This is a genomic window from Variovorax sp. AC103, from assembly GCF_979254005.1.
Map to the genome: position 1 here is coordinate 68,905 of NZ_CEEDFC010000009.1, position 23,581 is coordinate 92,485.

The 23,581-nt window shown below is 68.0% G+C and carries 21 protein-coding genes; 11 read left to right on the forward strand and 10 right to left on the reverse strand.

Going from position 1 to position 23,581, the window contains the following annotated elements:
• Positions 1 to 67: 67 nt before the first annotated feature.
• The 3 genes from AC0IYU_RS14960 to AC0IYU_RS14970 form a co-directional block, all read right to left on the reverse strand.
• On the reverse strand, positions 68 to 1,858 hold the full coding sequence (locus AC0IYU_RS14960) for an acyl-CoA dehydrogenase (protein WP_472118131.1): 1,791 nt from the start codon (positions 1,856 to 1,858) through the stop codon (positions 68 to 70).
• Positions 1,859 to 1,932: 74 nt separating this feature from the next.
• Positions 1,933 to 2,865, reverse strand: coding sequence for an electron transfer flavoprotein subunit alpha/FixB family protein (locus AC0IYU_RS14965; RefSeq protein ID WP_472118134.1), 933 nt, complete (start codon positions 2,863 to 2,865; stop codon positions 1,933 to 1,935).
• Between the two features lie 2 nt (positions 2,866 to 2,867).
• Positions 2,868 to 3,617 (reverse strand): electron transfer flavoprotein subunit beta/FixA family protein, encoded by a 750-nt coding sequence (locus tag AC0IYU_RS14970; RefSeq protein WP_472118137.1) that lies wholly within the window; start codon positions 3,615 to 3,617, stop codon positions 2,868 to 2,870.
• Positions 3,618 to 4,093: 476 nt separating this feature from the next.
• Between AC0IYU_RS14970 and AC0IYU_RS14975 the strand changes: the two genes are divergently transcribed.
• The 4 genes from AC0IYU_RS14975 (at position 4,094) to AC0IYU_RS14990 (ending at position 8,508) form a co-directional block, all read left to right on the forward strand.
• On the forward strand, positions 4,094 to 4,801 hold the full coding sequence (locus AC0IYU_RS14975) for a Crp/Fnr family transcriptional regulator (RefSeq protein WP_472118141.1): 708 nt from the start codon (positions 4,094 to 4,096) through the stop codon (positions 4,799 to 4,801).
• 193 nt (positions 4,802 to 4,994) lie between these two features.
• Positions 4,995 to 5,171 (forward strand): hypothetical protein, encoded by a 177-nt coding sequence (locus AC0IYU_RS14980; RefSeq protein ID WP_472118144.1) that lies wholly within the window; start codon positions 4,995 to 4,997, stop codon positions 5,169 to 5,171.
• Positions 5,168 to 6,871, forward strand: a complete 1,704-nt coding sequence (gene aspT, locus AC0IYU_RS14985; RefSeq protein ID WP_472118147.1) for an aspartate-alanine antiporter — start codon at positions 5,168 to 5,170, stop codon at positions 6,869 to 6,871. The genes AC0IYU_RS14980 and aspT overlap by 4 nt, the downstream gene beginning before the upstream one ends.
• Positions 6,872 to 6,888: 17 nt before the next feature.
• Positions 6,889 to 8,508, forward strand: coding sequence for a bifunctional aspartate transaminase/aspartate 4-decarboxylase (locus AC0IYU_RS14990; protein ID WP_472118150.1), 1,620 nt, complete (start codon positions 6,889 to 6,891; stop codon positions 8,506 to 8,508).
• A gap of 49 nt (positions 8,509 to 8,557) precedes the next feature.
• On the opposite strand, the gene AC0IYU_RS14995 is transcribed toward AC0IYU_RS14990, so the two are convergent.
• On the reverse strand, positions 8,558 to 8,938 hold the full coding sequence (locus AC0IYU_RS14995) for a hypothetical protein (protein ID WP_472118153.1): 381 nt from the start codon (positions 8,936 to 8,938) through the stop codon (positions 8,558 to 8,560).
• Between the two features lie 285 nt (positions 8,939 to 9,223).
• On the opposite strand from AC0IYU_RS14995, the gene AC0IYU_RS15000 reads away from it, so the two are divergent.
• Complete coding sequence (locus AC0IYU_RS15000) at positions 9,224 to 11,596, forward strand: phosphoketolase family protein (RefSeq protein WP_472118156.1); 2,373 nt, start codon at positions 9,224 to 9,226, stop codon at positions 11,594 to 11,596.
• A 39-nt stretch (positions 11,597 to 11,635) separates the two neighbouring features.
• Positions 11,636 to 12,451, forward strand: a complete 816-nt coding sequence (locus AC0IYU_RS15005) for a YoaK family protein (protein WP_472118159.1) — start codon at positions 11,636 to 11,638, stop codon at positions 12,449 to 12,451.
• A 24-nt stretch (positions 12,452 to 12,475) separates the two neighbouring features.
• Here AC0IYU_RS15005 and AC0IYU_RS15010 read toward each other — a convergent pair whose 3' ends face one another.
• Both AC0IYU_RS15010 and AC0IYU_RS15015 read right to left on the reverse strand, forming a co-directional pair.
• Complete coding sequence (locus tag AC0IYU_RS15010) at positions 12,476 to 13,762, reverse strand: mechanosensitive ion channel family protein (protein ID WP_472118162.1); 1,287 nt, start codon at positions 13,760 to 13,762, stop codon at positions 12,476 to 12,478.
• A gap of 43 nt (positions 13,763 to 13,805) precedes the next feature.
• Positions 13,806 to 14,759 carry a histone deacetylase family protein gene (locus AC0IYU_RS15015; RefSeq protein WP_472118165.1) on the reverse strand — a complete coding sequence of 318 codons (954 nt, stop codon included), beginning with the start codon at positions 14,757 to 14,759 and terminating at the stop codon, positions 13,806 to 13,808.
• Positions 14,760 to 14,861: 102 nt separating this feature from the next.
• On the opposite strand from AC0IYU_RS15015, the gene AC0IYU_RS15020 reads away from it, so the two are divergent.
• Genes AC0IYU_RS15020 through AC0IYU_RS15040 form a run of 5 tightly spaced genes read left to right on the forward strand, consistent with a single transcriptional unit; the run spans position 14,862 to position 20,571 of the window.
• On the forward strand, positions 14,862 to 15,782 hold the full coding sequence (locus AC0IYU_RS15020) for an AAA family ATPase (RefSeq protein ID WP_472118169.1): 921 nt from the start codon (positions 14,862 to 14,864) through the stop codon (positions 15,780 to 15,782).
• A complete protein-coding gene (locus AC0IYU_RS15025) occupies positions 15,779 to 16,744 on the forward strand; it encodes a DUF58 domain-containing protein (protein ID WP_472118172.1) in 966 nt (321 codons plus the stop codon). The genes AC0IYU_RS15020 and AC0IYU_RS15025 overlap by 4 nt, the downstream gene beginning before the upstream one ends.
• A gap of 13 nt (positions 16,745 to 16,757) precedes the next feature.
• Entirely contained in the window at positions 16,758 to 18,779 is a 2,022-nt protein-coding gene (locus tag AC0IYU_RS15030; RefSeq protein WP_472118175.1) for a transglutaminase TgpA family protein, read from the forward strand.
• Positions 18,780 to 18,832: 53 nt separating this feature from the next.
• Positions 18,833 to 19,933 carry a lytic murein transglycosylase B gene (gene mltB, locus AC0IYU_RS15035; protein ID WP_472118178.1) on the forward strand — a complete coding sequence of 367 codons (1,101 nt, stop codon included), beginning with the start codon at positions 18,833 to 18,835 and terminating at the stop codon, positions 19,931 to 19,933.
• Between the two features lie 5 nt (positions 19,934 to 19,938).
• Positions 19,939 to 20,571 (forward strand): HD domain-containing protein, encoded by a 633-nt coding sequence (locus AC0IYU_RS15040; protein WP_472118181.1) that lies wholly within the window; start codon positions 19,939 to 19,941, stop codon positions 20,569 to 20,571.
• Between the two features lie 9 nt (positions 20,572 to 20,580).
• Here AC0IYU_RS15040 and AC0IYU_RS15045 read toward each other — a convergent pair whose 3' ends face one another.
• From AC0IYU_RS15045 to AC0IYU_RS15060, 4 genes are read right to left on the reverse strand one after another with little or no spacing between them, the layout of a single operon-like run.
• The gene (locus AC0IYU_RS15045; protein ID WP_472118184.1) at positions 20,581 to 21,084 is read right to left on the reverse strand and encodes a hypothetical protein; all 504 of its coding nucleotides are present in this window, start codon (positions 21,082 to 21,084) and stop codon (positions 20,581 to 20,583) included.
• Positions 21,081 to 22,151 carry a beta-ketoacyl synthase N-terminal-like domain-containing protein gene (locus tag AC0IYU_RS15050; RefSeq protein ID WP_472118187.1) on the reverse strand — a complete coding sequence of 357 codons (1,071 nt, stop codon included), beginning with the start codon at positions 22,149 to 22,151 and terminating at the stop codon, positions 21,081 to 21,083. Before AC0IYU_RS15050 ends, AC0IYU_RS15045 begins: the two co-directional genes overlap by 4 nt.
• Positions 22,148 to 22,378, reverse strand: coding sequence for an acyl carrier protein (locus AC0IYU_RS15055; protein ID WP_472118566.1), 231 nt, complete (start codon positions 22,376 to 22,378; stop codon positions 22,148 to 22,150). The genes AC0IYU_RS15050 and AC0IYU_RS15055 overlap by 4 nt, the downstream gene beginning before the upstream one ends.
• A 38-nt stretch (positions 22,379 to 22,416) precedes the next feature.
• Positions 22,417 to 23,574 (reverse strand): ABC transporter permease, encoded by a 1,158-nt coding sequence (locus tag AC0IYU_RS15060; RefSeq protein WP_472118190.1) that lies wholly within the window; start codon positions 23,572 to 23,574, stop codon positions 22,417 to 22,419.
• Positions 23,575 to 23,581 lie beyond the last annotated feature (7 nt).

Below are 23,581 nucleotides of genomic sequence, written 5' to 3' on the forward strand. Positions count from 1 at the left end.
GTAGGTCGGGTTTTATAAGAGCAGGAGGCCGCTGGCGCCCGTCAGATGGGCGACAGCGGCGGCTGTGTCAGAACGCGTCGAGCGCCAGCGCCGTGACGCTCTCGGCGCCGTCGACGATGCTGTCGCGAATGCCCGGCACCTTGTTCAGGATGTGCTCGGCGTAGAAGCGCGCGGTGGCGATCTTGGCCAGCATGAAGTCGGTGTCGAAGCTGCGCGAGGCGAGGTCCTGCGCAATGATCAGCGAGCGCGCGAGCTGCCAGCCGGCCACCAGGTTGCCCGCGAGCATCAGGTAGGGCACGCTGCCCGAGAACACCGCGTTGGGCGAGGCCTTGGTCTGGCCGGCGACGAAATCGACCACGTCGATGAAGGCCAGGCGCGCGGCAGTCAGGCGCTTGAGCACCGCAGCGGCCGCCGGGTGGTCGTTCTTGGCCAGCTCGGCCTCGGTCTTCTCGATCTGCGCGGCGATGGCCTTCGCGGTCTGGCCGCCGTCGCGCGCGGTCTTGCGGCCCACGAGGTCGTTGGCCTGGATGGCGGTGGTGCCTTCGTAGATCGTCAGGATCTTCGCGTCGCGGTAGTACTGCGCCGCGCCGGTTTCCTCGATGAAGCCCATGCCGCCGTGCACCTGCACCCCGAGCGAGGCCACTTCCAGGCTAATCTCGGTGCTGAAGCCCTTGACCAGCGGCACCATGAATTCGTAGAAGGCCTGGTTCTGCTTGCGCGCATCGGCGTCGGCGCTGTGGTGCGCGGCGTCGTAGGCGGCGGCGGCCACGCTGGCCATCGCGCGGCAGCCTTCGGTGTAGGCGCGCATCGTCATCAGCATGCGCTTGACATCGGGGTGATGGATGATGGGCGCGCTGGCGTTGATGGAGCCGTCGACCGGGCGGCTCTGCACGCGGTCTTTCGCATAGGCCACGGCATGCTGGTAGGCCCGCTCGGCAATCGCGATGCCCTGCATTCCCACGGCGTAGCGGGCCGAGTTCATCATGATGAACATGTACTCGAGGCCGCGGTTTTCCTGGCCCACGAGGTAACCCACGGCACCACCGTGGTCGCCGTACTGCAGCACGGCGGTCGGCGAGGCCTTGATGCCCATCTTGTGCTCGATGCTCACGCAGTGCACGTCGTTGCGCTCGCCCAGCGCGCCGTCTTTGCCGACCATGAACTTGGGAACCACGAACAGGCTGATGCCCTTCACACCCTCGGGCGCGCCGCTCACGCGGGCGAGCACCAGGTGCACGATGTTCTCGGCCATGTCGTGCTCACCGTAGGTGATGAAGATCTTGGTGCCGAACACCTTGTAGGTGCCGTCGGGCTGCGGCTCGGCACGGCTGCGCACCATGGCGAGGTCGCTGCCGGCCTGCGGCTCGGTGAGGTTCATCGTGCCGGTCCACTGGCCGCTCACCAGCTTCTCAAGGTACACCGCCTTGAGTTCGTCGGAACCGGCCGTGAGCAGCGCCTCGATGGCGCCGTCGCTCAGCAGCGGGCACAGCGCGAAGCTCATGTTGGCCGAGTTGAGCATCTCGCCGCAGGCCGCGCCGATGGTCTTGGGAAGGCCCTGGCCGCCGAACTCCGCCGGATGCTGCAGGCCCTGCCAGCCGCCGGAGACGTACTGCGCGAAGGCTTCCTTGAAGCCCGGCGTGGTGGTGACCACGCCATCCTTGAACGACGAGGGATTGCGGTCGCCCGCCACGTTCAGCGGCGCGACCACGTCCTGGTTGAAGCGCGCGCATTCCTCGAGCACGGCCTGTGCGGTTTCGAGGCCGGCGTCTTCGAATCCCGGCAGCTTGGCGATCTCGCCGATGTTGGCCAGGTGCTCGATGTCGAACAGCATGTCCTTGATGGGGGCGGTGTAGCTCATGTCTTGTCTCCAGATACAGCGGATACGAAAAGGGCATCGCGAACGATGCCCTCTGGCTCATTGCAGCGACGCGGTCAGAGCGCCTTGACCAGCTCGGGCACGGCCACGAACAGGTCGGCGACGAGGCCGTAGTCGGCCACGCTGAAGATCGGCGCTTCTTCGTCCTTGTTGATCGCGACGATGACCTTGGAGTCCTTCATGCCGGCCAAGTGCTGGATGGCGCCCGAGATGCCCGCTGCGATGTACAGCTGCGGCGCGACGATCTTGCCGGTCTGGCCCACTTGCCAGTCGTTCGGGGCGTAGCCTGCGTCGACGGCTGCGCGGCTGGCGCCCAGGCCTGCGTTGAGCTTGTCGGCGAGAGGCGCCATCACTTCGGTGAACTTCTCGGCGCTGCCCAGGGCACGGCCACCGGAGACGATGATCTTGGCGGCAGTCAGTTCGGGGCGTTCGCTCTTCGTGACTTCACGGCCGACGAAGCTGCTCTTGCCGCTGTCTGCAACGCCTTCGGCCGTTTCGACGGTTGCGCTGCCACCGGTAGCAGCAGCTGCGTCGAAGCCGGTCGTGCGCACGGTGATCACCTTGGTGGCATCGCTGCTCTGCACGGTGGCAATGGCGTTGCCGGCGTAGATCGGACGCTCGAAGGTGTCGGGGCTGTCGACCTTGGTGATGTCGCTGATCTGCGCCACGTCCAGCTTGGCAGCGACGCGCGGCGCCACGTTCTTGCCGTTGGCGGTCGAGGGGAACAGGATGTGGCTGTAGTTGCTGGCAATCGCCAGAACTTGCGCTGCAACGTTCTCTGCGAGGTTCTCGGCGAGGCTGGGGCTGTCGGCGGCGATGACCTTGGTCACGCCTGCGATCTGGGCGGCTGCCTTGGCAGCTTCAGCAGCGTTCGCGCCAGCCACCAGCACATGCACTTCACCGCCGCAAGCGATGGCAGCAGTCACGGTGTTGAGAGTCGCCGGCTTGATGCTGGCGTGGTCGTGTTCGGCAATAACAAGTGCGGTCATGTTCAGATCACCTTCGCTTCGTTCTTCAGTTTGTCCACCAGCGCTGCAACGTCGGGCACCTTGATGCCGGCGCCGCGCTTGGGCGGCTCCGAGACCTTCAGGGTCTTCAGGCGGGGCTTCACGTCCACGCCCAGGTCTTCGGGCTTGAAGGTATCGAGCTGCTTCTTCTTGGCCTTCATGATGTTCGGCAGCGTCACGTAGCGCGGCTCGTTCAGGCGCAGGTCGGTCGTGATGACGGCCGGCAGCGTGAGGGTCAGCGTTTCCATGCCGCCGTCGACTTCGCGCGACACGGTGACCTTGTCGGCGGCCAGGTCGACCTTCGAGGCGAAGGTGGCTTGCGGCAGGTCGGCCAGCGCGGCCAGCATCTGGCCGGTCTGGTTGGCATCGTCGTCGATGGCCTGCTTGCCCAGGATGATCAGCGAGGGCTGTTCCTTGTCGACCAGCGCCTTGAGCAGCTTGGCCACGGCCAGCGGCTGCAGCTCTTCGGTGGTCTCGACCAGGATGCCGCGGTCCGCGCCGATGGCCATCGCGGTGCGCAGGGTTTCCTGGCACTTCGCGTCGCCGCAGGACACGGCGATGACTTCGGTCACGATGCCCTTTTCCTTCAGGCGCACCGCCTCTTCGACCGCGATCTCGTCGAACGGGTTCATGCTCATCTTCACGTTGGCAATGTCCACCCCGGTGCCGTCGCTCTTCACGCGCACTTTGACGTTGTAGTCGACGACCCGTTTGACAGGTACAAGAACCTTCATTGACTTGACTCCATTGGATTGCAAAAAGGGGGCTTTTGAGGGCAACCGGTCATTCTAGGACGCGACCTTTGCAGCCTTCGCGCTCTTCTCGACAACAGCGATGCCGATAAAAAGAACGATCGTGCTTTTCTTCGATTATAAAGCAGCGTCGGGGGCGTGGGGCAATGCCGACTGGTAACGATATTGGCACACCTTGCCGACCGTAAACACCCTCTCGCTGCCATCCAGCGCGAACCAGGCGCCTGCGCACAGGCTCGGCCTTGCCGGGCGGACAGCTATCGCCGCGTCGACCCCGTTTGATCTTTTTGATGCCGATGGATCCGCGTGCGCCATTTCAGCCCGCCATCGACCGCCTCGGGCGAAGCCGTATCTGGAGCTCCCGCCTCTCTTCCATCTATGTGCGCTGACAGACAGTCGAATGACACCGACACGTGCAGGCTGCAACTCAAGGCCTTGCAGCCTGCGGAGCCCCACATATGCCATCGAACGAAAATCACCTCATCCAGTTGCTTCCGGCCAGGGATCGCGAACGCCTTGTCGCGGCCTGTGAGCCGGTACAGCTGGACCTGGCGGAGGTTCTTTGCGAACCTGGCGCCCTCACCCGCCATGTGTACTTTCCGACCGAAGGATTCATCTCGCTGGTGGCGAAGGTCGAGGGAAGTACGGGTGTGGAAGTGGGCATGATCGGCCGCGAAGGCATGCTGGGCGCGCAACTCGCGCTGGATGTTCCCACCGCGCCGCTGCACGCACTGGTTCAAGGGCCCGGCGTCGCATTGCGCGTCGGTACAGACGCCTTTGCCCATGAGATGGAACGGAGCCCCGCACTTCAACGCCTGCTCAAGCGCTACATCTATGTGCTGATGCTTCAACTGGCCCACTCGGCCGCATGCCAGCGCTTCCACCTGGTCAATGCCCGGTTGGCCCGGTGGCTGCTGATGAGTGGGGACCGGGCGCGGGCCGAGACCTTCCATGTGACGCAGGAGTTCCTTGCGTACATGCTCGGGGTTCGAAGGGTGGGCGTCACCAATGCGGCGAGCGCATTGCAACGCGAGGGGCTGATCGAATACCACCGCGGAGAGGTCCATGTGCTGAACCGCAGCGGGCTCGAAGAGGCCGCATGCACCTGCTACGACGCTGACCGTCGTGCCTATGCCGAGCTTCTGGGTCAGCCGTCCGGCGCGTGAAATTCCACAACCATGCGGCTTGCCGACCAATGGCGACCCGGAGGTCGGGCAAGAAGGCACCCGCACCCCACAGCAACTTCGGCTGATCCCGTCGGCTGGACCCCATCCGGCGGAACATCTTCGGTGCGCCAGCGTACGGACGCACCGCTCATCGGGGCGCATGGTCGGGGCCGATCTGCACAAGGCATCCCCCATGACATTTGAAGAAGAAAAACGCGACGCCTGTCGCATCACAGGCCCAGAGGAAAAATATCTCGAGGCCACCCCTCTGATCGAGGTGCTGGCGGAAGCCCGCCACGGCGGTGGCAGTCTCGACGCCCGCGGAACGCCCGACCCGCTGTTCAACGCCGCAAAGGCGATGCTGCGGTGATCGGCCATCTCTTCACCAGTTCCCCGCTGGTCGCACTCTTCGTCACCATCGCGCTCGGCTATCTGGTCGGAAAGATCAAGATCGGCAAGTTCGTGCTCGGCGGGGTGGCGGGCACGCTGCTGGTCGGCGTGCTCATCGGGCAGTTCGGGATTCACCTGGACGACGGCATCAAGGCGATCTTCTTCGCGCTGTTCATCTACGCCGTCGGCTTCCAGGGCGGTCCGCAGTTCTTCCATGCACTGAACCGCCGTTCGCTCAACCAGCTGGCGTCGGCTTTCATCATGTGCCTCACCGGCTTGTTGTGCGTGCTGGCGGCCGCATGGATGTTCGGCCTGGACCGCGGCATGGCCGCCGGCCTCGCCGCGGGCGGTCTGACCCAGTCGGCCATCATCGGCACGGCGGGAGACGCCATCGCCAAGCTCGGCCTGTCCCCGGAGCTGGTCAAGACCATGCAGACCAACGTGGCCGTCGGCTACGCGGTCTGCTACATCTTCGGCTCGCTCGGGCCCATCATCCTGGTCACCTGGTTCTTCCCGGCCGTGATGAAGTGGGACATCCGGCAGGAAGCGGTCAAGCTCGCCAAGACCCTGTCGGGCGGCCGCGCCGAGCTTGACCCCGGCCAGTTCGATGCGGTTCGAAGCATCGTCACGCGCTTCTACCTGGCCACGCCACAGGGCACCGCCGTCGGGCGGACCACGCTCCAGCTGAACACCACGCTGTCCGACGCCGCTGTGGAGGCCGTCGTGCGCGACGGCAAGACGCTGGAGATCACCGATGCCACGGCGATCCTGGCGGGCGACATCGTCGCGGTGAGCGGCAAGGTGGCGGTGATGGGGCCCGCGCTCGCCTTGTTCGGGCACGAGGCGCCGGCACCCGACGGCTATTCGATCGTCGAGGAGGAGCGCGACATCATCCTGACGAGCCGGGCCCTCAGCGGCCGGGAAGTGGGCGACATCCACGACCACACCCGCATCGAGACCCGCCACGGCGTGTTCCTGACGCAGGTCAAGCGCATGGGGCATGCATTGCCCCTGCTCGACAAGCTGTTGCTCAAGAGCGGCGACGAACTGCATTTCATCGGCCGCCCGCAAGACCTCGACCGGGTCGAGCCGAAGATCGGCTACCGCATCGGCGCCGCGGCCGTGACGGACTTCATCTTCTTCGGCATCGGCATGGCGGTGGGCATCCTGATCGGCTTGATCGAGTTCAAGCTGTGGGGCGTGCCGATCTCCATCGGCAGCGGCGGCGGCTGCCTGCTGTCGGGGCTGATGTTCGGCTGGCTGCGCAGCGTTCACCCGAGGTTTGCGGCCCTGCCGCTGGGCGCCTCGAATTTTCTTCGCGACTTCGGCCTGGCCGTGTTCGTGGGCATTGTGGGCATCACCGCCGGGCCGCAGGCACTGGTCGCCATCCAGAAATACGGGCTGACCCTGCTGTTCCTCGGGTTCGGCGTGACGCTGATCCCACAGATCGTCACCTTCTACTTCTCGTACTACGTGCTGCGCATTCGCAACCCGATCGAAGCGCTGGCCTGCGTCGCGGGCGGCCGCAGCGCCAACCCGGCATTCGCGGCGCTGCTCGCCAAGGCCGGCAATGCCACGCCGGTCGTTTCCTTCACCGTGACGTATGCCGTTGCGAATGTTTTCCTGACGCTCTGGGGCCCGATCATCGTCGGTCTGGTCACCAGGAACGCGGCTCCCTGACCTCACCCTGGTACACCATGACCCCCGAAAAAGACTTCAGCCAATTCGACGACCTGAGCCCCTTCGAACTGAAAGACCAGCTCATCCAGCGGGCATCGTCGGACGCCCAGCGCCTGATGCTCAATGCCGGGCGCGGCAATCCCAACTTCCTTGCGACCTTGCCGCGCTGGGCCTTCCTGAGCCTGGGAGAGTTCTCGATGCTCGAAGCAGAGCGCAGTTACTCCTACCTGGACAGCGGCTTCGGCGGCCTGCCGGAGCTGCAGGGCATCGTGCAGCGCTTCGAGGCCTATGCCTCGAGCCGCAACGACAGCGACGGCATCAAGTTCCTGCGCTCGGCCATCTCGTACGTGAAGGACCGGCTGGGCCTGGACCGCGATGCCTTCCTGTTCGAGATGACCTCGGCCTTCCTGGGCTGCAACTACCCGACACCGCCGCGCGCGCTGGCGCACACCGAGACGATCGTCAAGGCCTACCTGGCGCAGGAGATGTTCGGCCCGATGAAATCGGACGGCAGCTTCTCGGTGTTTCCCACCGAGGGCGGCACCGCCGCCATGGCCTACATCTTCCAGAGCCTGCTGGCCAACAAGCTGATGAAGCCGGGCGACAAGATCGCCATCGGCACGCCGATCTTCTCCCCCTACCTCGAGATACCGCTGCTGGCCGAATACGGCCTCGAAGTCGTCGACGTGCGAATGGACGGCCACGCCGACTGGCAGTTTCCCGACGAAGAGATCGGCAAGCTGCTGGACCCGGCCATCAAGATCTTCTTTCTCGTGAACCCGAGCAACCCACCCTCTTCCAAGCTCTCCGACCGGATGCTCGACAAGATCGCAACGCTGGTCTCCACGCAACGCAGCGACCTGCTGATCGTGACGGACGACGTCTACGGCACCTTCGCCGACGACTTCGTCTCGCTGTTTGCCAAGTGCCCGCGCAACACCTTGTGCGTGTATTCGTTCTCCAAGTTCTTCGGCGCCACGGGCTGGCGCCTGGGTGCCATCGCGCTGCACCACGACAACGTGCTGGACGCCGCGCTGGCCGCGCTGCCGGAAGCGTCGAAGCTGCTGCTCGACACGCGCTACGCGACGCTGACCACCGAACCGCGCAAGCTGCTTTTCATCGACCGGCTGGTGGCCGACAGCCGCGCTGTGGCACTGAACCACACCGCCGGCCTGTCGGTGCCGCAGCAACTGCAGATGGCGCTGTTCGCACTGAACGGCCTGATGGACCGCCAGGGCCACTACAAGGAGGCCGCCAAGCTGCTCATTCGCCAGCGGCATCAAACGCTCTACCGGAGCATGGGCGTTCCGGTCGACCGCACGGCCAACGACGTCAACTACTACACCCTCATCGACCTGCAGGAGCTCGGCTGCAAGCTCTACGGGCTCGACTTCGAGGGCTGGTTCGTCAAGCGCGAGCTCGGCATCGACTTTCTCTTTCGACTCGCCGAAGAAACCGGTGTGGTGCTGCTGCCGGGCAAGGGCTTCGAGGTGATCGACATGTCCGCACGCGTCTCACTGGCCAACCTCACCGACGCCGAATATGCGGCGGTCGGCAGGTTCACGCGCCGCGTGCTCGACGAGTACCACGAGGACTTCAAGGCCACCAAGGTGGTGACCGCCGAATTGCTGAAGTGAACAGCGCCTTCAAGGCGCCTTGAAGTGGAAACTTCGAAGGCCTGGATATTCAATTTGCTTTCATGGGCGCTGCCATTCCCTCGTGGGTGGAGAAATAGCGCCGCGCCAGGGCAACCAGTTCATTGGTGGTCGGATGGTCCAGCGTCTGCCAGCCGACGATTTGGTTGCCCACGTCGGGGCGGTGCCTCTCGACGTAGTGGCGAAAGTCGGTTTGCACCGTGTGCGAACCCGCGATGAGCACCTGCGTGACGCCTGCCAGCGCGTCGCAGACGTCACCGAAGAACTCATGCTCGCTGCGCACCTGGCTGCCATGCTGACGGGTGTAGTGGACATGCGACTTCACCTGCTTTTCCAGCACCTGGGTGGCGTCGAACTGCAGGATCTGGGCGCTGTGATGGTCGGCCCAGACAACGGCGTGGAATAGCGACATGTGAATACCCTCGGGAACGCGATGCGACGACGGCACCGCTGGATTGCAGAAGAAGAGCTGTTGACCTGCAACGGTGCGCCCAATCGCCGCGAGCGTCCGTGCGCTGCCCCACCAAGACGAAGTGCATGGCGAAGCCACTCACGCCGACAAGATGCGACAGGTCTTGCCCCTGGTGCCTCGTCTGTGCGACGTCGAACAGACCAGCACACACCGTGCGCGCACAGTCGCGCTCAAGACAACGCCTGCCATCGCAGGCGCCCGCACGCCCTGACCGGAGCCCTACGCATGCCCAACCCCGCCGTTCACCCGCCCCTGGAAGACTTCACCCTGCTCGATGCCTGGTGGCGCGCCGCCAACTACCTCTCGGTGGGCCAGATCTACCTGATGGGCAACCCGCTGCTGCGCGAGCCGCTGGCGCTGGAACACATCAAGCCGCGCCTGCTGGGCCACTGGGGCACCACGCCGGGCCTGAACTTCATCTATGCGCACATGAACCGGGCCATCAATGCTCGCGACCTCGATGCGATCTTCATCGCCGGTCCGGGCCACGGCGGGCCGGGTGTGGTGGCCAGCACGTACCTCGAAGGCACCTACAGCGAGGTGTATCCGCACATCTCGCGCGACGCGGAAGGCCTCAAGCGCCTCTTCACGCAGTTCTCGTTCCCCGGCGGCATCCCGAGCCACGTGTCGCCCGAGACGCCGGGGTCGATCCACGAAGGCGGCGAGCTAGGCTATTCGCTGCTGCACGCGCACGGCGCGGTGTTCGACAACCCCGACCTGCTGGCCTGCTGCGTCATCGGCGACGGCGAGGCCGAGACCGGCGCGCTCGCGGCCAGCTGGCATTCGAACAAGTTCCTCAACCCCGCATGCGACGGCGCGGTGCTGCCGATCCTTCACCTGAATGGCTACAAGATCGCCGGACCCACGGTGCTCGCGCGCATCGGCGACGAACAGCTCACGCAGCTGTTGCGCGGCTACGGCTACGAGCCGCGCTTCGTGTCGGGCCATGACCCCATGCCGATGCACGGGCAGATGGCGGCCGCGCTGGACGCGTCGCTCGACGCCATCCGCGCCATCCAGGTGGAGGCGCGATCGGACGGCTTCAGCCGCCGACACCGCTGGCCCATGATCGTGCTGCGCTCGCCCAAGGGCTGGACCGGTCCGAAAACGGTGGACGGGGTGCCCATCGAGGGCACGCAGCGCGCGCACCAGGTGCCGCTGACCGGCTTTGCCGACAAGCCCGGGCACATCGCCCTGCTGCAGCAATGGATGCAGAGCTACCGGCCCGAGGAGCTGTTCGATGCCGACGGCGCACTGCGCGCCGACATCGCTGCGCTGGCGCCGAAGGGCACGCGCCGCATGGGCGCGAACCCACATGCCAACGGCGGCCTGCTGCTGAAGAACCTCAAGCTGCCCGACTTCCGCGACTACGCCGTGGCGGTGGCGAAGCCCGGCGCGGTGGACGCCGAGGCCACGCGCGTCATGGGCGAGTTCCTGCGCGACGTGATGCGGCTCAACGCGGCGGACAGCAACTTCCGCCTCATGGGTCCCGACGAGACCGCGTCCAACCGCCTGGGTGCGGTGTTCGATGTGAGCAACCGCACCTCCACCGCCGAGATCCTGCCGGGCGACGACCACGTCGCGCCCGACGGCCGCGTGATGGAGGTGCTCAGCGAGCACCTGTGCCAGGGCTGGCTCGAGGGCTACCTGCTGACGGGGCGCCATGGCTTTTTCTCGTGCTACGAGGCCTTCATCCACATCGTCGACTCGATGTTCAACCAGCATGCGAAGTGGCTGAAGGTGACGCGCCACATTCCATGGCGCCGCCCCATCGCGTCGCTGAACTACCTGCTGACCAGCCACGTCTGGCGCCAGGACCACAACGGCTTCAGCCACCAGGACCCGGGCTTCATCGACCAGGTCGTGAACAAGAAGGCCGAGGTGGTGCGCGTGTACCTGCCGCCCGACGCCAACACGCTGCTGTCCGTCACCGACCACTGCCTGCGCAGCCGCGACTATGTCAACGTGATCGTGGCGGGCAAGCAGCCCGAGGCGCAGTGGCTGGACATGGCCGCGGCCGAGCGCCACTGCACGGTGGGCCTGGGCATCTGGGACTGGGCCAGCAACGACAACGGCGTGGCGCCCGACGTGGTGATGGCCTGCGCGGGCGACGTGCCCACGCTGGAGACAATGGCCGCCGTCGACCTGCTGCGCACCTTGCTGCCCGACCTGAAGGTGCGCGTGGTGAACGTGGTCGACCTGATGGCGCTGGAGTCGCCCTCGGGCCATCCGCACGGGCTGGAGGACGCGGTGTTCGACTCCATCTTCAGCACCGACGCGCCGGTGATCTTCGCCTTCCACGGCTACCCCGCGCTGATCCACCGGCTGACCTACAAGCGGCGCAACCACGGCAACTTCCACGTGCACGGCTACCTGGAAGAAGGCACCACCACCACGCCCTTCGACATGACGGTGCTCAACCGGCTCGACCGCTTCCACCTGGCCGCCGACGCCATAGACCGCGTGCCGCGCATCCGCGACACCGCCGGCCATGTGCAACAGCACCTGCGCGACCGTCTGCTCGAGCACCGGGCCTACATCGTGCGCCACGGCAAGGACATGCCGGAGATCGAGCACTGGCGCTGGACGCAGCGCTGACAATCCGAAGGCCGGCCGGCTTCGGCCTTCGAGGTGCCCATGCGCAGACTTCGCTTTCTTACCAACCGCCACCGCGCGCCGTCGACGAACCTGGCGCTCGGCCTGCTGCTGGCCTTCAATGCCGGCGCCATCAATGCGGGCGGCTTCCTGGTGCTGCACATGTACACCTCGCACATGACGGGCTTCGCCTCGCAGCTGGCCGACGGCATGGTGCTGGGCAACGCCACCCTGCTGCTGAATGCGCTGGGCGCCATCCTCGCGTTCATGAGCGGGGCCGCCGTCTGCGCGATGCTCGTCAACTGGAGCCGGCAGCATCGCCTGCACGGCGTGTACGCACTGCCGCTGCTGCTGGAAGCCGCGCTCATGTTCCCGTTCGGGCTGATGGGCGCCATCACGCTGACGTGGCCGACGCCCTTCGCGGTGCCGCTCACCGTGCTGCTGCTGTCCTTCATCATGGGCCTGCAGAACGCGGTGGCGTCGAAGACTTCGGGAGGCAGCATCCGCACGACCCACATGACGGGCAACATCACCGACGTGGGGATCGAGCTGGGCAAGATGCTCTACTGGAATCGGCGCGCGGGCACCGCCCCGGCCCCGGTGCCGGTTCGCCATGACCGCGCCCGGCTGCGCAGGTCGGGCGGGCTGGTGTGCATGTTCGTGCTGGGCGGCGCGGTGGGCGCGCTGGGGTTCAAGTACGTGGGCTTCGTCTGCGTCGTGCCCTTTGCCGCGCTGCTGCTGGCGCTGTCGATCCCGCCGCTGCTGCGCGACGTGCCGCGCTCGAAGTCGCTCGCGCGGCGGCTCGGCTGGCACGGGCGTGCGGCGGCCGATGCGCAGGCCTCTAGGCGACCGGACTGACGCCCGCCGCCAGCTGGCGCCCGATCAGCGGTCGGCGGAATTCAACGCCGCGGACTCCGGGGCGGCGGGCAGCGATTCCACACGCACCACGCGCTGCGGATAGGGAATGTCGATGCCCGCGGCGCGCAGCCCGTCGAGGATGGCGATGTTGATCGCCGAGCGCAGGTTGTCCTTGCCCTTGTCGGGGTCGGCCACCCAGAAGTTCAGCGTGAACTCCAGCCCGTCGGGCGCGAAGTTCATCAGGAAGGCCACGGGTTCCGGGTCGGTCATCACGCGCGACTGGGCCTTGGCGGCCTCGCACAGGATGGCCTGCACCTGCGACACGTCGCTGTCGTAGCCGACCACGATGGTCGTCGTGATGTTGAACTTGCGGTCGGCCAGGGACAGATTTTCCACCCGGCTGGTGATGAGCGACTCGTTCGGCACGATGGCCTCGCGACCGTTGCCCGCGCGAATGAGGGTGTAGCGGGTCTTGATGTCGGTGATGCGGCCCTCGAAGGTGTCGACCTTCACGTTGTCGCCGATGCGGATCGAGCGCTCCAGCAGGATCACGAAGCCGCTCACGTAGTTGGCGGCCAGCTTCTGCAGCCCGAACCCCAGGCCCACGCCGAGCGCGCCGCCCAGCACCGACAGCGCCGTCAGGTCCACGCCCACCGCCGACAGCGCGAACAGCAGCCCCACCAGCAGCAGAAAGGCACGCACCGCATTCGACGCCACCTTGCGCATCGACAGGTCGGTGACGGCCTCGCGCAGGATGCGCTTCTCGATGGTGCTGGCAATCCACAGCGCGATCACCAGCACCAGCCCGGCCGACAGCACACCCTGGAAGATGGTCTGCAGGCTCACGCGCGTCTTGCCGAAGGCCAGCGTGATGTCGTCGAGCTCGGCCAGCACCGGCGGCAGCAGGCCCACGATCCACAGCACCGCCGCAATCCACGCCAGCCAGGAGATGGTGCGCTCCAGCAGCCGCACGAGGTTGGACGCAGGGAACACCGCGCGCAGCACCCGCGCGAACAGCCGGATGACCGCCAGCGACAGGAACACCGACACCGCGATGCGCAGCACCAGCACGGTCTGGAAATCGATCACCACGCGCCGGGCGACCTCGGTGAGCACCAGCGCCAGCAGCGGAAACAGCACGCCGTCGAAGGTGCGCTCGCCGAACCAGATGGAGTCCTTGGGCTGGTCGCGCCCGAACCATTTGCACAGGGCCCAGGCCAGCGCCACGCAGGCCACCAGCGCAGCGAGTTCGATGCCCAGGCCGCGCGCATCGACCTGGCTCAGGCGTTGGGTGAAGTCGTTGAAATTCATCTATGAAGAAAAAATCGGAGCGCACCCGCGTGCGCCGGTCGCGCTAAAGGTCCGCCAGCACGCGGATGTGGGCTTCCACGCTGCGCGCCAGGGCGTCGAGGTTGTAGCCGCCTTCGAGCATCGAGACGATGCGGCCCTTGGCATGGCGCCTGGCCACGTCGTGCACGCGGCCGGTGATCCAGGCGAAGTCGTTCTCGTTGAGCCCGAGCTGGCCCAGGTCGTCTTCGCGGTGTGCGTCGAAGCCGGCGCTGATGAAGACCATCTGCGGCTTGAATTCCTCGAGCCGCGGCATCCAGGCGGCCTCGATCATCTCGCGCACGTCCATGCCCCGGGTGTAGGCCGGAATGGGCATGTTCAGCATGTTCGACGCAGGGTGCTCGGTGCCGCTGAACGGATAGAACGGGTGCTGGAAGAACCCGACCATCAGCACGCGCGGGTCGTTCGACAGGATGTTCTCTGTGCCGTTGCCATGGTGCACGTCGAAGTCGACGACGGCCACGCGCTCCAGGCCGTGCACGTCCAGCGCATGCCGCGCCGCAATGGCCACGTTGTTGAAGAAGCAAAAGCCCATGGCCTGCTCGCGGCACGCATGGTGGCCGGGCGGGCGCACGGAGCAGAAGGCGTTCTCGAGCTCGCCGGCCATCACGGCGTCGGTCGCGGCAATGGCGGCGCCGGCGGCGCGGCGCGCGGCCAGCAGGGTGAAACGGGTGAGCACGGTGTCGGGGTCGACCTGCGCGTGGTCGGGGCCGCCGGCGGGCTCGTCGGCCACCAGGCGCTGGTGCAGGGCCTCGAGGTTCTCCACATGCGCCGCGCTGTGCGCCCGGGTGATCTGCTGCAGGGTGACCAGCGGCACCTCGCAGTGCTCGAGCGCATCGCCCACGCCGGTGAGCAGCAGGCGGTCTTCGATGGCGTCCAGCCGGCCGGGGCACTCGGGATGCCCCTCGCCCATGTCGTGCTTCCAGAAATCGCGGTGTGTGAAGTAGCCGGTCTTGCCCATGTGTCTATCGCCACGTGCCCCTGTGTCTCTGCCGCCACGTCCAGACCTCACGCGGCATGGGGCCGGCACGTCTTACGGTATCGTTTGCATATGGATACAAATATGGACGTCGCCGCAAAGCTAGCCACATTGCTAAATCAGCTTAACACGGTGATCGTGGGCAAGGAGGCCCAGGTGCGCGACTGCGTGGCCTGCCTGCTGGCGGGCGGCCACCTGCTGATCGAGGACGTGCCGGGCGTGGGCAAGACCACGCTGGCGCACGCGCTTTCGCACACCTTCGGGCTGCATTTTTCGCGCGTGCAGTTCACGGCCGACCTGATGCCGGGCGACCTGTCGGGCGTGGCCATCTACGACCGGGCGCAACAGTCCTTCGTGTTCCATCCCGGCCCGATCTTCGCGCAGGTGCTGCTGGCCGACGAAATCAACCGCGCCAGCCCCAAGACGCAAAGCGCGCTGCTCGAGGCGATGGAAGAAAAACAGGTGACCGTCGAAGGCGAAACCCGTCCGCTGCCCACGCCCTTCTTCGTGATCGCCACGCAGAACCCGCAGGACCAGCTCGGCACCTTCGCGCTGCCCGAGTCGCAGCTCGACCGCTTCCTGATGCGCATCTCGCTCGGCTACCCCGACCGCGCCGCCGAGCGCCTGCTGCTCGCGGGCGCCGACCGCCGCGAAATGCTGGCCACCCTGCCCGCCCTGCTGACCGCCGAGGAACTCACCGCCCTGCAGCAGCGCGTGCAGCAGGTGCATGCGGCGGATGCGCTGCTCAACTACGTGCAGGACCTGATCGCCGCCACCCGCTCGGGCCGCTGGTTCCTGCAGGGACTGTCGCCGCGCGCCGGCATCGCGGTGCTGCGCGCGGCCAAGGCGCAGGCGCTGCTGGCCAACCGCAGCTACGTCGCGCCCGACGACGTGCAGGCCGTGCTGCCGCAGACGATTGCCCACCGCCTCACGCCCGTGGGCGACGCGGGCCGCGGCGCGGTCGAGCAGGTGCGCGCCATGATCGCGGCCGTGCCCTTGCCGTGAACCTCCGCTCGCGCATCGACGGCTGGTTCCTGTCGCGCCGCCCGCCGTCGGACACGCTGGAGCTGACGCAGCGCAACGTCTACATCGTGCCCACGCGGGCCGGCTGGACGCTCGCGGCCACATTGCTGGTGCTGCTGGTCGCATCCATCAACTACCAGCTCAACCTGGGCTACCTGCTGACCTTCCTGCTGGCCGGCAGCGTGGCCGTGGGCATGCACGTGTGCCACGGCACGCTGCGCGGGCTGGCGATGCACATGGTGGCGCCGGAGGCGCACTACGCGGGCGCCGCCGCGGTCTTTCGCGTGGTGCTGCACAACACGCGGCGCAGCGTGCGCTACGGCATCGGCATGGCGGTGCGCGGCAGCGGGCAATGGGCCTGGACCGACGTGCCGGCCGAAGGCACGTCGACCGTGGAGATCGCCTTCCAGCCCGAACGGCGGGGCCTGCATGCGGTGCCGCCGCTGACGGCGGAGACCCGCTTTCCGCTCGGCACCTTTCGCGTGTGGACGGTGTGGCGCCCGGCCGCGAAGATGCTGGTGTACCCCACACCCGAAGCGCATCCGCCGCCGCTGCCGCCGGGCGAGCCGCTGTCGGGCGCGGCCGCGATGTCCGCGGCGTTGCGCGCCCACAGCGCCGGGGAGTACGACGGCGTGCGCGCCTACCGGCGCGGCGATCCATTGAAGCTGGTCGTCTGGAAGAAGGCGGCCCGCGCGCAGGCCGCCGGCTCGGAAGACCTCGTCAGCCGCGACACGCAGCAAACGCAGCGCGAGGAGCTTTGGCTCGATGCGCAGCACACCGGCATTGCCGACCCCGAAGCCCGCATCTCGCGCCTGTGCGCCTGGGTGCTGATGGCCGACCGCCTGGGCGTGGACTACGGCATGCGCGTGGCGGGCCGCGTCGTGAAACCGTCGCAGGGCGAAGCGCACAAGCGCGCATGCCTCGAAGCCCTGGCCCTGTGCTGAAGAAAGCGCACGCATGAACAAGCTCATGACCCGGCTGGCCGCCTTGCCGCGGGACGCGAGGGACACGCTGTTCCTGCTGGCCGTCATCGCGCTGATCGTGCTGCCGCAGGTCGAGAACCTTCCCTGGTGGTGCACCGCCATCACCGCGATGGTCCTGTTCTGGCGCGGCATGCTCGCGGTGCAGGCGCAGCCGCTGCCCGGCAAATGGTGGCGCATCGCGCTGCTGGCGATGACGCTGGGCGCCACCTACGCCACGCACCGCACCCTGCTGGGCCGCGACGCGGGCGTGACGCTGGTGGTGATTTTGCTGGCGCTGAAGACGCTGGAGCTGCGCGCCAGGCGCGACGCCTTCGTGATCTTCTTCCTGGGCTTCTTCGCGATGCTCACGAACTTCTTCTACTCGCAGTCGCTGCTGACCGCCTTCACCATGCTGCTGGCACTGCTGGGCCTGCTGACGGCGCTGGTCAATGCGCACATGCCGGTGGGGCGGCCGCCGCTGATGCGGGCCGCGCGCACCGCCGGATGGATGGCGCTGGCCGGCGCGCCGATCATGCTGGCGCTGTTCCTGCTGTTCCCGCGATTCGCGCCGCTGTGGGGCACGCCGAGCGACGCCATGACGGGGCGCACCGGCCTGTCGAACACCATGCGCGTGGGCACCATCGCCGAGCTGGCGCTGGACGACAGCATCGCCGCGCGCATCAAGTTCGAGGGCGACCGCCCCCCCGCGCAAAGCCAGCTGTACTTTCGCGGCCCGGTGCTCGCGCAGTTCGACGGCCGCGAATGGACCGCGCTGCCGTCGTGGGCGCGCGGCGGGCAATGGTCTCCCAACCTGCGCGTGAGCGGCGAGCCGGTGCGCTACGAGGTCACGCTCGAAGCCAGCAACCGGCCCTGGCTGCTGACGCTCGACGCCGCCCAGAAGGCACCCGATGCGCCCGGCTTCGAAGTCAGCGGCACGCCCGACCTGCAATGGCTGGCGAACCGCCCCCTCAACGACCTGGTGCGCTACCGCGCCGAGAGCTACCCGCAATTCACGAGCGGCCCGCTCAAGCGCACCGGCGGCCAGCTGCAGGCCTACCTGGCGCTGCCGCCGGGCGCCAACCCGCGCACCGCCGCGCTGGCCGCCGACATGCGGGCCGACCCCGCGCTGGCCCACGCCGATGCGCAAGCCTTCGTGCAGGCCGCATTGCGCCGCCTGCGCACCGGCGGCTACACCTACACGCTGGAGCCCGGCGTGTACGGCAACGACACCGCCGACGAGTTCTGGTTCGACCGCAAGGAGGGCTTCTGCGAGCACATCGCCTCGGCCTTCGTGGTGCTGATGCGCAACCTGGGCGTGCCGGCGCGCATCGTCACCGGCTACCAGGGCGGCGAGTTCAACAGCCTCGACAAGTACTGGGTGGTGCGCCAGAGCGACGCCCATGCGTGGGCCGAGGTGTGGCAGGAAGGCACCGGCTGGACGCGCGTGGACCCGACGGCGTCGGTTTCGCCCGGGCGCATCGGCCAGCAGCAGCGGCTCGTGCCGCAGCCCGGCCTGTTCGCCGGCGCCATCGGCGCCATGAGCCCCACGCTCGCGCAGAACATCCGCGCCGCCTGGGAGGCCGTCAACAACGGCTGGAACCAGTGGGTGCTCAACTACACCCAGAGCCGCCAGCTCAACCTGCTGAAGAACATCGGCTTCGAGGCGCCTAGCCTCGAGGACCTGGCCTATGTGCTGCTCTACCTGCTGATCGGCGCGAGCCTGGCCGGCGCGGCATGGACGCTGTGGGAGCGCAGCCGCCACGACCCCTGGCTGCGCCTGCTGGACCAGGCGCGTGCAAGGCTCGCCAAGGCCGGCCTCCCATTGCCGGAGACGGCCCCGCCGCGGCAGATGGCGCAGGCGGCAGACGCGCGCTTCGGCCCCGCCGCGCACGCCGTGCGCGACTGGCTGCTGAAGCTCGAGGCGCAGCGCTACGCCGCAGCCACGCCCGGCTCGCTGTCCGCCTTGCGCGCCGAGTTCCGCCGCCTCGCCTGGCCCAGCGCCGACCCGCGCGGCTGAAACCACTTGTGTCCCCGAACAGGCGCCGCGCGGGCGGGCGGCACAATCGGCCCATGCGATTTTTTCTCCCCACGCCGTCGCGCGCCGCTGCGGCAGCCGCTCTCCTCGCCGCCTGCTGCGCCTGGTCCACGGGGGCTTTGGCACAGAAGTCCTCCAACGGCCGCGCGGCCACGGTCAACCCGGTGCGCGGCAGCACGCCGTACGCCACGCGCGACGACGCCATGCAGTTCGCCGACGAGGTGGCGGCGCGCCGCGGCCTTGACCGCGACTGGGTGCGCGCCACCATCGGCAGCGCGCGCTTCCTGCCCAACGTGCCTCGGCTCATGCTGCCCGGCCCGGTCGGCACCGTGAAGAACTGGCAGACCTACCGCAGCCGCTTCATCGACCCGGTGCGCATCGCGGCGGGCGTGCGCTTCTGGCGCGCCAACGCCGACACGCTGGCACGCGCCGAGCAGGTCTACGGCGTGCCGCCGGAAATCATCGTCGGCATCATCGGCGTGGAGACCATCTATGGACGCAACATGGGCAGCTTCCGCGTGATCGACGCGCTGGCCACGCTGTCCTTCGACTTTCCCGACGGCCACCCGCGCGCGGCCGAGCGCCAGGCCTTCTTCCGCGGCGAGCTCGAAAGTTTCCTGAGCACCGAGAGCCGCACCGCCGACGACCCGCTCACGCCGCTGGGCAGCTACGCCGGCGCCATGGGCATGCCGCAGTTCATGCCCAGCAGCATCGCCAAGTACGCGGTCGACTTCGACGGCGACGGGCGCGTCGACCTCGTCAACAACCCGGCCGACGTGATCGGCTCGGTCGCCAACTACTTCAAGGGCTTCGGCTGGAAGCCCGGCATGCCGGCCATCTACCCGGTGCACTTCGACGAAGCGCGGCTGCAGAAGGCGGTGCTGATGGCGCCCGACATCCTGCCGACCTTCAGCACCGACAGCTTCGTGGCCGCCGGCGCGGTGCCCGAGGGCGACGGCATCCGGCACAAGGGCCTGCTCGCGCTGATCGAGCTGCAGAACGGCGCCGACGCGCCGCCGAGCTACGTGGCCGGCACACGCAACTTCTACGTGATCACGCGCTACAACTGGAGCAGCTACTACGCCATGTCCGTGCTCGACCTCGGGCAAGAGGTCAAGGCGGCGATGGAGCAGTAGACGCCATGACGCCCGAGGCGCTGCGCGCGAACTGGAACGAGGCCTGGCAGGCGCTGGGCGTCACCGCGACGAACAACGCGCCGAACGATGCGCTGTGCGCGGAGTTGCAGCGCCGCTACGGCGAGCCCCAGCGCCACTACCACACGATGCAGCACCTGGGCGAATGCCTGGCCTGGTTCGAGCGCGAGAAGGCGCTGGCCGAACGCCCCGGCGAAGTGGCGCTTGCGCTCTGGTTCCATGACGCGGTCTACGACGTGCACGCGCACGACAACGAAGCGCGCAGCGCCGACTGGGCGCGGCAGGCCTTGCGGGCGGCGGGCGCGGGCGACGCGGCAGCCGACCGGGTTCATGCACTGGTGATGGCCACGCGGCACGACGCGGTGCCCGAAGGCCGCGATGCCGAGCTGCTGATCGACATCGACCTGTCGATCCTCGGTGCCGAGCGCGCGCGCTTCGACGAATACGAGCAACAGGTGGGCGCCGAATACGCCTTCGTGCCGCTCGAGGTGCGCCTGCCGCGCCGGCGCGAGATTCTTCAGCGCTTTCTCGACCGCCCGGCCCTCTACGCCACGCCGCGCATGCATGCGCTGCTCGAGGTGCGGGCGCGCCTCAACCTGCAGCGCTCGATCGCAGGCTGAGCGACCCGCTCAGGCGGGCACCAGCCGCCACCACTCGGAGCGTGCCGGCTCGCCGTTGCACGCTTCGTCGACCACGCCGAACAGCAATCCGTCGCGCGCAGCGCCCCGCTTCGCAAGCTGCAGCAGGCGCTGCGGATCGCGGCACAGCATGAAGCTCGCGTCGCCCTGCCATTCGAGGCATCGGCCCACTTCGGCCAGCATCAGCGCGGGCTGGCTCTGCATGAAGGTGAACGGCATCGGCAGGCCCATGTCCAGCTGCGACAGCCCCGCATGCATCGCGCTCCACGCACCGCGCAGGCTCGCCACGCGAATGCGCGCGTCGGCCGGCAAGGCGGTTTCGCCGGCCGCATCGACGCAGCTTCGCGCGCCGTGCATCGCCAGCTCTGTCCACAGGCCGACACGGCGCGGCCGCCGGCCGAGGCGTTGCGCCAGGTCGTCGCGCCATGCCTCGGGCAGCGGATCGGCCACGAAGTGGGCGACGGTGCGCCAGCCGCTCGCGGTGTCGCTCGTCATGCCGCGCAGTCCTTCACCACGAGCGACGCATGGCCGCCGCCGAACCCGGCCACGTTGAGCAGCATGTGGCGCAGCGTGCGCGGCGCCTGCTCGCTCAAGGCGATGCCCAGCGACGCGTCGAGCGGGTAGTCCCGCACGGGCCACACACGGCCTTCGATGCAGCCGGCCAGCAAGGCCAGCTCCGCCGCACCGGCGGCGCCCAGCGTGTGGCCAAGGGCCGACTTGAGCGAGACCAGCGGCGGCAACACATCGAACACCTGCTTGAGCGCCTCGGCCTCGATGGCGTCGTTGACCGGGCTGCCCGCGGCCTGCACCTTGATCAGGTCGATGTCGCCGGGCTGCAGGCCGCTGCGCGCCAGCGCCTCCCGGCACATCGCGCGTACGGCCGAGGCCTCGGTGCCAGACGGGTTGCGGCCGTCAACCACGTTCGAGCCACCCATGACCTGCCAGCGCGCGGGCTCGCAACGCAGGCGCAGTGCCGCCACGGCCTCGCCGAGCACCAGGCCCTTGCGTTGCGCGCCGAAGGGCTGCGCGCGGTCGGGTGCCAGCAGCTGCATCGCGCCGAAGCCGGCCACGGTGAAGCGGTTGTCCATCTCCGCGCCGACGACGAGCGCCTCCGCGGCATCGCCGCCGCGAACCAGGTCGGCAGCCGCCAGCACGGCGTTGAGCGCCGAGGTGCAGGCGGTGGACACGGTGAACACCGGGCCCTGCCAGTCCAGCGCGCGTGCGACCACATCCGAAAAATCCTGCAGGTCGCCACCGAAACGCTGATCCTGCGGTACGTGCTCCATGCCGCCGATGTCGAGCGAGGACGAGGCGACGAACAACGGCGCGGTGCGCGCGCCCCAGTCGCCGGTCTGCGCAACCACGCTGCGCACGGTGTGGCGCACGCGCTCGGTCCAGTCGCCCTCTCGTGCCGCCAGCTTGTAGACGGGCCAGCACACGCCGTGCGCCACCGTCACCGGTGTCGGTGGAACGCCGCCGCGCTGCAGTGCCGCCAACGCGGCGCGCATGTCGTCGCCCAGCACGCTGGCCAGGCCCGTGCCGGCCAGGAAGACATTTCTCATGCCTTACCCGCTTGCGCGAGGTGCTGCGCCAGGTGCGCAATGGAGGTCAGCGCGCGGCGCGTTTCCTTGCTGTCGGGCATGCGCAGGCCGAAGCGCTGCTGGATGATCATCGACACCTGCAGGGCGTCGAGCGAATCGAGGTCGAGCCGGGCCTCGGGGCCGAACAGCGGCTCGTCGTCGCCCAGGCCGCCCGGGGGCGCATCTTTTTCAACGGCTTCGAGCACCATGGCCTTCAGGCCGGCGATGAATTCAGGGGTAACGGTGCTCACGGTGTGCGCCTGCGAAACAGAAAAACGGCCAGAAGAAACATCAGCGCCGCGAACCCGGCCAGCCGGCCGATCTGCGGCAGCGCATCGGCCACGCCGCCGCCGCGCAGCAGCACGGTCAGCAGCGCTTCGAGCCCCCAGTTCATCGGCGAGACCTCGACCAGCCGCTGCATGAAGCCCGGCATGACGAACTTGGGCACCATGATGCCGCCCGCCGCCGCCATCAGCACATTGACCATGGGCCCGATGGTGGCGGCCTGCGCATGGCTGCGCACCAGGCAGGCCAGCGCGAGCGACAGGCTCACCGCCGCCAGGCTCACGGCTGCCAACGACAGCAGCAGCGCGCCCCAATGGATGCCCGCGAGCGACAGCGCGTCGCCGCCGATCAGCGGCATGAGCCAGATGCCGGCGGCCAGCATCAGCACCGCCTGCAGCGCATTGACGCCGAGGTACGGCAGCGCCTTCGACGCCAGCAGCATGGTGCGCGACACGCCCAGGCTCTGCAAGCGGCCAAGCGCGCCCGAGCTGCGCTCCTGCACGAACAGGCTGGACAGCGACGCCACCACGAAGAACATGCCGAACACCAGCCAGGCCGGCACGTTCTGCTGCACCGAGGTCGGCCGCGGGCCGGCGGTGGAGAAACGTTCGGCGCGCACCATCGCCTGGATGGACGCATCGGGCGCGGGGCCGGCCGTGCCCGGCACCGCCAGTGCGAGCCGCGCCTTCAGCTCGCCCGACGCACCGATGAGTTCGGCGCGCAGCGCGTTGAACAGGTTGGCGTCGATGCCGGGTTCGGTCAGCAATTGCACACGCGCCTGGGTCGACAGCGCGGCCGACTCCAGCTCTTCGGACAGCCCCGGCTCCATCACGATCACGTACTTCAGCGAGCCGTTGCGCAGCCGCGCCTGCCAGTCGGTGCCCAGCGGCTGCGGCGCGCCGTGGTTGCGCTGCCAGAGCTGCTGCAGCCACTGCGCGGGCGTGGCCGTGTCGCGCATGTCGACGGCATAGCTCAGCTCGGCCAGCGGCGGGCGGTAGATGTCTTTCAGCGTGAGCGACATGAGCACAATGAAGACCATGGGCATGAGGAACAACGCGGCCAGGCCGTGCATGTCGCGCACGAGGGCGAGCAGTTCCTTCTTGACGAGCGCGAGGAGCATGGGCGGG